The 9,424-nt window shown below is 35.0% G+C and carries 10 protein-coding genes; 2 read left to right on the top strand and 8 right to left on the bottom strand.

Annotation, left to right across the window (positions count from 1 at the left end; genetic code table 11):
• Positions 1-155: 155 nt before the first annotated feature.
• The 5 genes from ACPLVE_RS10295 to ACPLVE_RS10275 form a co-directional block, all read right to left on the bottom strand.
• On the bottom strand, positions 156-839 hold the full coding sequence (locus ACPLVE_RS10295; RefSeq protein WP_424611468.1) for an HAD family hydrolase: 684 nt from the start codon (positions 837-839) through the stop codon (positions 156-158).
• Positions 840-854: 15 nt separating this feature from the next.
• Positions 855-1,160, bottom strand: coding sequence for a hypothetical protein (locus ACPLVE_RS10290; protein WP_424611467.1), 306 nt, complete (start codon positions 1,158-1,160; stop codon positions 855-857).
• 95 nt (positions 1,161-1,255) lie between these two features.
• The gene (locus tag ACPLVE_RS10285) at positions 1,256-1,585 is read right to left on the bottom strand and encodes an HI0074 family nucleotidyltransferase substrate-binding subunit (protein ID WP_424611466.1); all 330 of its coding nucleotides are present in this window, start codon (positions 1,583-1,585) and stop codon (positions 1,256-1,258) included.
• Positions 1,554-1,910 (bottom strand): nucleotidyltransferase domain-containing protein, encoded by a 357-nt coding sequence (locus ACPLVE_RS10280; protein WP_424611465.1) that lies wholly within the window; start codon positions 1,908-1,910, stop codon positions 1,554-1,556. Before ACPLVE_RS10280 ends, ACPLVE_RS10285 begins: the two co-directional genes overlap by 32 nt.
• Before the next feature lie 19 nt (positions 1,911-1,929).
• Positions 1,930-2,436, bottom strand: coding sequence for a hypothetical protein (locus tag ACPLVE_RS10275; protein ID WP_424611464.1), 507 nt, complete (start codon positions 2,434-2,436; stop codon positions 1,930-1,932).
• Positions 2,437-2,579: 143 nt separating this feature from the next.
• Here ACPLVE_RS10275 and ACPLVE_RS10270 point away from each other — a divergent pair, with 143 nt between their 5' ends.
• Positions 2,580-4,331: a cell division FtsA domain-containing protein gene (locus ACPLVE_RS10270; RefSeq protein WP_424611463.1), complete on the top strand. Its 1,752-nt coding sequence runs from the start codon at positions 2,580-2,582 to the stop codon at positions 4,329-4,331.
• A gap of 29 nt (positions 4,332-4,360) precedes the next feature.
• Here the strand turns inward: ACPLVE_RS10270 and ACPLVE_RS10265 are convergent, their stop codons facing one another.
• Entirely contained in the window at positions 4,361-5,344 is a 984-nt protein-coding gene (locus ACPLVE_RS10265) for an acyl-CoA dehydratase activase (RefSeq protein WP_424611462.1), read from the bottom strand.
• Between the two features lie 135 nt (positions 5,345-5,479).
• On the opposite strand from ACPLVE_RS10265, the gene ACPLVE_RS10260 reads away from it, so the two are divergent.
• Positions 5,480-7,018, top strand: a complete 1,539-nt coding sequence (locus ACPLVE_RS10260; protein ID WP_424611461.1) for an ATP-dependent metallopeptidase FtsH/Yme1/Tma family protein — start codon at positions 5,480-5,482, stop codon at positions 7,016-7,018.
• A gap of 10 nt (positions 7,019-7,028) precedes the next feature.
• Here the strand turns inward: ACPLVE_RS10260 and ACPLVE_RS10255 are convergent, their stop codons facing one another.
• Both ACPLVE_RS10255 and ACPLVE_RS10250 read right to left on the bottom strand, forming a co-directional pair.
• Entirely contained in the window at positions 7,029-7,715 is a 687-nt protein-coding gene (locus ACPLVE_RS10255) for a TIGR01906 family membrane protein (protein WP_424611460.1), read from the bottom strand.
• Between the two features lies 1 nt (position 7,716).
• Positions 7,717-9,216 carry a hypothetical protein gene (locus tag ACPLVE_RS10250; RefSeq protein ID WP_424611459.1) on the bottom strand — a complete coding sequence of 500 codons (1,500 nt, stop codon included), beginning with the start codon at positions 9,214-9,216 and terminating at the stop codon, positions 7,717-7,719.
• Positions 9,217-9,424: the final 208 nt, after the last annotated feature.

Genomic DNA, 9,424 nt, shown 5'->3' with positions numbered 1-9,424 from the left:
GCCGGCACCCCGCCGGAGCCCGAAAAGTGAGCCTTAGTTTAGTCGCTTTGCAACTTACAAGCATTAACACAAAATGCCACTTAAATAAGAAGCACTTTGTCAACAAACTGTAAGCTTCCACTGAAAAATAAGAGCTTAAAATAAAGAGTTTTTGTTTACTTTATTGACTTTACATCTTCTTTACTGCTCAATTCATCTATAATCTTCAACACAGTATCTCCTAAAGAATCAACTATAAAATCTGCTTCTGATAAGTCCTGATTCCCAGAATTGGGGTTTACAAATCCTATAACTTTCATTCCAGCGCTTTTAGCTGCATGAACACCATTGTAAGAATCCTCTATTACGACACATTCTTCAGGCTTGACTCTTAACTTTTCAGCCGTATATAAAAATATGTCTGGATACGGCTTGCTTCTTTTTACATAATCTCCAGAAACTAACATATCAAAAAAGTTCTTTAAGTTTAATTTTTGAACCACCAATTCTATCACATCTATTGGCGAAGAAGAAGCCACTGCCAGTTTGTATTCCCTTTCAAAAAGCTTCTTAACCAATTCCTGTATTCCTGGCACAGGAATAATTTCTCCAGTGCTCAAGACGTGGTCTAAATACCTTTTTCTGTCTCTTCTTACCAGCTCTTCTACACTTTCTTTTAAATTAAACCGCTCTTTAATTTTTCCCCACATGTAATAAGAAGAACTTCCTACAAATGTCATGTGTTCTTCTTCAGTTATATAAACTCCCAGTTCTTTAAATAACTCTCTCTCAAGTCGCAGATGCACAGGTTCACTGTCAATCATTACTCCATCCATGTCAAAAATAACTGCTTTGATCATTATTTCATCAACTCCTCATTTTCTGAATTTCCTCTTTTCAAACATTTCTCTTATTGCAGCGTAAAACAAAATAACACCTATAAAAGCCGGGAATACAAAAGCTATAAGGTCTTCAGTGGAAATTTTTGAAAATAAAATACCAATTAAAGGCAGAATCATGGAAAGAGCAATTACCATCAAAAAGATTGGCCTCTTTTTTAATCCTTTTAAAGGCCTCGGTACACGACCACTGCCTATATAATAACCTGGATTATACTGATTTTCTTGCCATTCTTCTAACTCTTTTAATTCCTTCTCAAATTCCTCTTTGCTCTCATTCACCACTAATTCCCCTCTTTTTAATTATCCCTTAATGTTTTCTATATTTACTCTTATCTTTTCACTTAACTCTTCAAAACAGCTGACATATCTTCTCTTTATGTTTTAATTTCCAAAGCCATTTTGCTATTGTAAATATATGTAGTCCTATTCCTGTCCATAAGCATATCTATCCACATTTCTCCATCCTGTATTAAACCTGCACTATAAGCGGCTTTAATTGCACTTCTTGGGCTATTTACTTCAATCCCTTCATAAGCAAGATAATTTTTCATAATCTTCCATGCCAGTTCAAAAGTAAACTCAAACCTCTGTATTACCCCATCTATAATTATTTCGTTTGTCACTTCTATTGCCAGAGCTTCTTTTAATCGCATTAAAGCATTTTCAAAATCTTTAAATCTCTGTAACAATTTTTCTTCTGTCATATATCTCTACTCCATCTTTTAAAATACTTTCTCTAGATTCTTTCCTGCAAAGAGTATCAAAATGCACCACATCAAAACTCAAGGGGGTATTCAATCCTTCTAAATCAAACTGCAAAAGATTTAATTCTGTATGCGTTATTCTTTCCCCAAACACACATATGTCAATATCGGAAGTCCTCTTAAAATCCCCTCTGCCTCTAGACCCAAAAATTACTGCCTTTTCAACGCTTTTATACTTGCTCAACACTTTTATTATCTCACCAAGAAGAGATACAGATAGCCCGGTTTTTTCACTTACTTTTGACAAGACATATTTTTTATTCATCTTAAAACCTCTCAGCTCTCTATTTAAAAAGCCTTCTAGGTATATACCTTCCTATCACCTCTAACATTTTTTCATTGGGCTCAAAAAACAGCAAAGTCTTGACACCGCCATTTTCAAACACTGCGAAATAAACATCTGGAGAAGACATAGAGCTTACTGCTTCAATTCTATTTTTAATGCTTTTTATATCTTCAGTAAATTTATCGCTATTAACTCTCGCCATGACCTCAAAATTTTTGCAATCTACAGTCAAAAGATGCTTTCTTCTCTTCTGATCTATTATCTTATCTACGTCCAATTCGCTATTTGTAAGTGCGTATTCAAATTCAATATTGCGAGACCGAATCAAGTAATAGGCCAAGTACCCAAACAGTACTGCAAAAAAAAGCCAAAAGCTCCTAAGAAAAGGGATTAATGGTATAATCCCAAACACTAATATCAACGTTCCAACTATTATTCCTATTGTAAAAAAGACATCTTGAGAAGTTTTTTGCTTTTTAACAAGCTTTTCAATAAATATATCCATCCCCGTCACCTCTCATTAATTATATCAATAATGTCAAATCCATACAAGTAAATAAAAAGCGTTAAATTTATTTTCTGCCCTTCCGAAATAATACTTTGGTGGTGTATAATAAAATAAAAACTTAAAAAATCCGGGGGTAAATGATGAATACCAATGATATTGTATTTGCCCTTGACATTGGGACAAGAGTAGTTGTGGGAATAGTCGCAACTGAAAACAATGGAAAACTAGAAATCTTGGCAAGTGAACAAATGGAACACCAGGAAAGAGCAATGTTTGACGGCCAAGTTCACGATATAGATAAAGTAGCTCATGTGATCTTGTCAATCAAAGAAAAATTAGAAAACACCCTGAAGATAAAGCTTAGAGAAGTGGCTATCGCTGCAGCAGGAAGGTCACTTAAGACACAATTTGCTAGAGCAGAAAAAAGTATAAAAGAAGACCATGAAATAACCCTTGAGGATATACACAGCTTAGAGCTAGAAGCTCTGGAAATTGCTCTCAAATCTATTGTATCTAAATCCGGAATAACAGATTATCACACCGTCGGTTACACCGTATCCAATTACTATTTAAATGGCCTTCCAATAACCAATTTAAAAGGGCACAGAGGAAAAGAAATGGCAGTAGAAATCTTGGCTACTTTTCTCCCCTTCGATGTAGTAGAGGGCCTTTACGCTTCAGTGAAAAAAGCCGGACTCGAAGTATCTTACATAACACTGGAACCTATCGCCGCTATAAATGTCTCTCTTAAGCCAGATATAAGGATGTTAAACATAGCGTTAGTGGATATAGGAGCAGGTACTTCTGACATCGCAATATCAAAGGAAGGAAATATAATCGCTTATTCGATGGTACCTTACGCAGGCGATGAAATTTCCGAGGAAATAGCTCGACGGTTTCTTACAGATTTCGCTACCGCAGAAAAGATTAAAAAATCCACTAAAAAAGAAATAAAATTTAAAGACGTTCTAGGTATTGAATACACTATTTCAAGAGAAGAAGTGTTAGAAGTTATAAAGCCTTCTGTCAAAACCCTTGCACAAAAAATATGCGAAGAAATTGTAAAATATAACGGCAAAAGCCCTTCCGCGGTATTTTTAGTAGGAGGAAGCAGCAACCTTCCAATGCTGCCAGAAGAGATAGCCTCTTTGTTGAAGCTCCCTCCCAATAGGGTTTCTGTAAGAGATATAAAGTCTGTAGAAATTTTGCACTCTCGTCCAAAAAAGCTCAAAGGCCCTGAAAGTATTACCCCTATAGGGATAGCTTACTCTGCAATGATAAATAAAAGGAAAGATTTTGTAAAGGTATATGTAGAAGATAAATTAGTTACAATCTTTAACATAAAGAGCCCTAGTGTAATGGATGCTCTTTTAGCTATAGATTACAGCTCTCAAAATCTAATTCCACAAAGCGGGAAAGACCTGACCTTCACGCTAAACGGTGAAAAAATGACCATTAAAGGAGAAGAAGGCATTCCTCCAAAAATATACGTAAACGGAACTTTAGCTAATTTAAAAACTTCAATAAAAGAAGGCGATAGAATAAGCATCATCGGCGGGAAAAAGGGAAACGACGCTTTTATTACCGTAAGAGACCTCGTGAAAGGTGCAGAAAATAAAGAAATTTATGTAAACGGAAAACTGGCTGACCTCGATTACTCAATAAAAGAAGGAGATGAAATAAGAGTAGAAGACAGCATAAGGAGTTTTTCTATAACGGTAAATGGAAAAGAGGTCCTTTTAAAAGGTAAGAAAGAGTACATGTTCATAGACTTATTCAATTTTATAGACATAAAATTTGACAACAACAGAGTACCTGAAATGAAAATAAATGGCAAGAAAGCCTCCTACACTGATCTGCTTCATCCCGGAGATGTGGTAGAAATCATATAGCCCGACACCTAATTTGCAAAGGCGTCGGGCTAAACTATAGAACCTGCGTGAATTTTTTTGCTTGGACTATTAGACCACCTTCCGCACTTATCTCCCCATCTGGAAATAACCTCATCTCCCTGTATGAATTCTACTACCTCACAGTGATTAGGACAAGCTGTGCACTCGAACCCTAACGCTTTGTACTCCAAATCGCTTACTTCAAAGCCTTTAAATGAAGTGTAACCTTTTTCTTTGACTGCATCTTTTGCCAATATCGCTGCGCCAATCGCCCCCATAACACCGTAGTATTTGGGAACATATACCTTCATTCCCAAAGCCTTTTCAAATGCAGCTTTTATTCCTTTGTTAGCAGCTACTCCACCTTGGAATACAATAGGTTCCCTAATATCTTTCCCCTTTCCTACATTGTTGAGATAATTCCTCACTAAAGCGTCACACAAGCCGCTTATTATGTCAGGAAGAGCATATCCCATCTGCTGTTTGTGAATCATGTCAGACTCTGCAAATACACTGCATCTTCCTGCAATCCTTACAGGGTTTTTGGATTTTAGTGCCAAATCTCCAAACTCCTCAATTGGTATATTTAATCTGTAAGCCTGTTGGTCTAAAAATGACCCGGTCCCAGCCGCACATACTGTATTCATTGCAAAATCCACCACAACGCCATTTCGCAAAATTATTATCTTTGAGTCCTGCCCACCAATCTCAATCACTGTGTTTACATCCTTTACTATGCTGGAAGCAGCCACCGCATGAGCAGTAATCTCATTTTTTACAATATCCGCCCCCACCATAAGTCCTGTTAACTGTCTGGCACTTCCAGTAGTTCCAACTCCTTTAATCTTTATATCGCCAACTTTTTCTTTTATTTCCCTCAAAGCTTCTTGAACAGCTTTTATTGGTTGCCCTCTAGTTCTTATATATACATAATCTATGACATTATTTCCCTCATCAATGACAGCAATATTTGTGCTGACTGACCCCACGTCTATTCCCATGTATCCTTCCATAAATTTACCTCCCATATGGTTCTTTTGTTTTACATTTTTGACTTAAAAATCTTATTTTATACTCTTTTCTTTTTGTGAATAAATCTTTTCAATAAGCAAAAACTACATTCAGAATAGAAGTGGGGGCGGAAAATTATGAAGAAGAGCTTAAACAATATAATTCTTTTTCTTTCCATCTTTATAAACCTTCTTTTAATTTATTTACTGGTAACAGAGTTACATCCTTCAATAAGCAATTTTAATGTGCCCTTTTTGATAGCTTTGTTTTTTGGGTCTTTTACTATTTACATACTATTTAAGAGCAAATTCACTGAATTGATGCCTGTCAGGTACAATTCCTTCTCTGATACAGGTGAAGAATTATTAAAAAAGAAAGGTAACATTACTTTTAAAGACGTAGCTGGTCTAGACGAGGTAATAGAGGAACTAAAGGTAATAATCGATTTTATGACAAATACAGAAAAATACAATAAAATGGGAGCAAAGATACCAAAGGGGATATTATTCTACGGTCCCCCGGGGACTGGCAAAACACTTCTCGCTAGCGCGTTGGCAGGAGAAACAAATTCCACTTTTATAAGCGCTTCTGGATCTGAATTTGTAGAAAAATATGTGGGTGTTGGCGCAAGCAGGATAAGAGCTCTTTTTGCAAAAGCGAAAAAATATGCTCCCAGCATAATTTTCATAGACGAAATCGATGCAGTTGGCACAAAAAGAAACACAGACAACAATTCCGAGAAAGATCAAACTCTTAATCAACTACTAGTGGAAATGGATGGTTTTAACAGTAACGAAGGAATTATAGTTATAGGAGCCACCAACAGAATAGACATGCTGGATGAAGCGCTTTTAAGACCAGGTAGATTTGACAGAACAATCCATATAGGCCCCCCAAACCTCAAAGGTAGGCTAGAAATTTTAAAAGTTCACACAAGGAATAAACCTCTTGATGAAAGCGTGTCATTAATGGATTTGGCCAGAAAAACTCATGGAATGACAGGTGCACATTTGGCTACAATGTGCAACGAAGCTGCAATACTGGCCGTAATGAGAAACAAATCAAAGATTGGAAAGGAAGAATTTGAAGAAGCTTTAGAACGCGTAATTGCTGGATTAAAAAAGAAAAATCCTTCCGTTTTAGAAAAGGAGCGAACAATAGCGGCATATCACGAAGCAGGTCATGCTCTTATAGGAAAAATTTTGAATGTAAATATAATAGAAAAGATATCTATAGTCCCCAGAGGAGAAGCTTTGGGTTATGTATTAAATTTCCCTAAAGATGATTCTTTCCTCCTGACAAAAACAGAACTAAAAAACAAAATAACCATGCTATTAGGGGGAAGAGCCTCAGAAGAAATTATCTTTAACGAGATTTCTACCGGAGCAGAGAATGATTTGAAAGAAGCAACGAAAATAGCTTATCAGATGGTCTGCAATTATGGCATGAGCGAGCTTGGCAATAGGGTTTTTGACTTGCACTTCGTAAAATCTACCGAATTGATAGACCAAGAAGTGGACAAAATCATAAACAGCTGTTACTCTTTTGCAAAAAAGCTACTGCTCGAACACAAGACGAAGGTAATAGCAATTGCAGAAAAGCTACTTGAAAAAGAAACTATAACAAAAGAAGAATTGGAAGAAATATTCGAAGAAAAAACATCCCTGTGCGTTTAAAAAGGAGCCCTTATGATGGCTCCTTTAAAAACTTCGAAATACTAAAGGTTCCAACTATTATGAGTAAAATACCTATAAACGTGTTTCTAAAGATTATGTAAACAGCATCTTGGAAAAATTCCTGTGGAAACATCTGGATGAGCCGATCTTTTTCTACATCGAGAATCCAAAGGTCATTGTCAAAAAAAGCAAGGTGAAAAAGTGTAAACCACTTTTCAAAGTCCAGCGCTATAAACAGACCAAATATCAAAAGAGCTCCTAGCATAAAAACGATACTCTTTAGAAGAAGAGAAAGAGTCTTTGAAAAAGAAGTTTTCCATACTAAAATACCAAATAAAACAAAAAAAATTGTAATGGAGATTTTCTTTACCCATTCTTCCAAAACAAACAGCTGTTTTACATCTTTCATATGGTTAAGTTCTTTTTCATTAAAAACTTTTTTAGCATCTCCTTCGATGTTTGCAAAAATGTCCATATCCTCTTTTTGTCCCTTTAAGTACTGGTGCATTCTCTCTGTTATATTCATAAGCTCGTCAACCCCTATCTTTGTAACAGAGGAGACTTGATTCTTTTGATATTCCATTTTATAGAAGTTTAAATCAAAAGCCACTTTTTCTAGATTAAACAAAAACAACCATAAAATCAATGAAAAAGTCATTATAAAGGCTTCAATCCATACTAATACTCTTTTAACCATATCAGATTACATCCTTTGAATTTTTCATTAAGCCTTCATAAAAATCTTTCTGCTTTTTAAGCTCCCTGTAAAGGTCCATCTTTTTCTTGATAGTATGCATATAAGAAAGTTTCCTGTTGTAAGAATTATTAAGCTCTAATGCATTTCTCACATAGTAAAGAAACTCCTTCTCAAATTCCACCGGCAACGGAACTATTCCCATCAATCTTTTAAGTCTTACCTTCCTATATTCATTTGTCATTTTTTTAGAAAGATTTTCAATAAAGTCAATAACATTTTTTATTTCAGTTTTTATAACCAAATCATCAACAGGGTCTTCTCCAAATCTATCCGCTTCTATAACTATTTCTGAAGCATCATTGAGCAGATTTTCATACTCTGCTAGTATTTCAACCCTTTCTATTATGCTTTCGTCAACCACTTCAATAAGTTTAGATTCTTCTGACTCCATTTCACTCAAAAGGGAATTATATCTGTAAAGTTCAAAATACCAGTTAGAAATTACACTATCACATTTTTTTACGTTTTTTTCAATTTCTCTGCTATTTTTTACATCATTATTTAAAAGCTTCCCATAAAACTCCACATATTTGTTTATAAAGGGCTCTTTTTTAATCAACTTTTCAATATCTTCTTCTCTCGAAAAAACTATTAAAAGCCTGTTTATCAACCTCAAAAGAGAGAATATTAACTCTTTTAACAAATGTATAACTTTAAGAAGATCAGAACTTTCATCGAAATACACTCCAGCCTCTTCTTCGGAAAAAGACTTAACATCCAGAGCCTGAAGTCTCTCTATCTTCTGAGCAATAGAAGGAAATATTTCTCCGTATCCATCTACAAGTTTACCGTAGAAATTTTCCTCAATATTTATCAAGCTTGCCAGAAAAATTTCATAATTAGCATATTCTCTCTTTAATGCTTTCTGAAGATAATCATAAAACCGCTTTCTAGACATTGCAAAAGGCAAAGATGTCAAAATTTCTTTTATCCTCTCCTCTTTCTCTTCTTCCACTTCATTTACAAAATTAAACACACTCTCATAGAAAAATTCCTCATCTATGACTTCCGCACTAAAAGAATCTCTTAATTTGTCGCTTATTACTTCATTTACATACTTTGATTCTATATAATATCCATGAAGAACCTCATTGGCATCTTCAAGATATTCTTTGTAATCTCTTAGAGTATTTTCTATATTTTTTTTAATTTTATCTTCCGCCTTCTTATATTCAAAAAGCCCATTTATTACGTTGTTCACTACGTCCAAAATGCTCTTAACTTTTCCATCCACATAAATAAGCGCTTTTACCACATCTCTTTTTTTGAGAAGGACATAATTAAGATAAGTAGCTTCATTATAGGCCTCCAAAAGACCTATTATTTCAATCATCTCTTTTTGTCTTTCTATTATCTCTTTTAAAAACTGAGAAAATTTCTCAGGATCTTTTAAGGCCTCATGAAGTGTCTCTCTAAACTCCTTTATTTCATCCTGTAACATTTTTACACCTCTTTAAAGAGTACTATTCTATTCTATAATTTGATTATATTCTTTTTTTGTGTTTAAATCAATTAAAAAAGCCCGACAAAAGTCAGTCCCAGACTGTTGACAAAATAAAGAAGTGGCATTTTGTGTGTAAATGCGACTTGTTGTCAAAGCGGTAACTAAACTTGGCGAACTTGAGGAGCGAAGGCGGGGCGAGCGAAGC

The sequence above is a fragment of the Caldanaerobacter sp. genome (assembly GCF_049701115.1).
In the GTDB taxonomy this organism is placed as follows: domain Bacteria; phylum Bacillota; class Thermoanaerobacteria; order Thermoanaerobacterales; family Thermoanaerobacteraceae; genus Thermoanaerobacter.
Note: the sequence above shows the minus strand (reverse complement) of the source record. Positions and strands in the feature narration are given on the sequence as shown.

What these genes read in the sequence shown, in the direction of transcription:
- ACPLVE_RS10295 (WP_424611468.1), bottom strand. Translation starts at nt 839, where the DNA reads ATGATCAAAGCAGTTATTTTTGACATGGATGGAGTAATGATTGACAGT.
- ACPLVE_RS10285 (WP_424611466.1), bottom strand. Translation starts at nt 1,585, where the DNA reads ATGACAGAAGAAAAATTGTTACAGAGATTTAAAGATTTTGAAAATGCT.
- ACPLVE_RS10280 (WP_424611465.1), bottom strand. Translation starts at nt 1,910, where the DNA reads ATGAATAAAAAATATGTCTTGTCAAAAGTAAGTGAAAAAACCGGGCTA.
- ACPLVE_RS10275 (WP_424611464.1), bottom strand. Translation starts at nt 2,436, where the DNA reads ATGGATATATTTATTGAAAAGCTTGTTAAAAAGCAAAAAACTTCTCAA.
- ACPLVE_RS10270 (WP_424611463.1), top strand. Translation starts at nt 2,580, where the DNA reads ATGAATACCAATGATATTGTATTTGCCCTTGACATTGGGACAAGAGTA.
- ACPLVE_RS10265 (WP_424611462.1), bottom strand. Translation starts at nt 5,344, where the DNA reads ATGGAAGGATACATGGGAATAGACGTGGGGTCAGTCAGCACAAATATT.
- ACPLVE_RS10260 (WP_424611461.1), top strand. Translation starts at nt 5,480, where the DNA reads ATGAAGAAGAGCTTAAACAATATAATTCTTTTTCTTTCCATCTTTATA.
- ACPLVE_RS10255 (WP_424611460.1), bottom strand. Translation starts at nt 7,715, where the DNA reads ATGGTTAAAAGAGTATTAGTATGGATTGAAGCCTTTATAATGACTTTT.
- ACPLVE_RS10250 (WP_424611459.1), bottom strand. Translation starts at nt 9,216, where the DNA reads ATGTTACAGGATGAAATAAAGGAGTTTAGAGAGACACTTCATGAGGCC.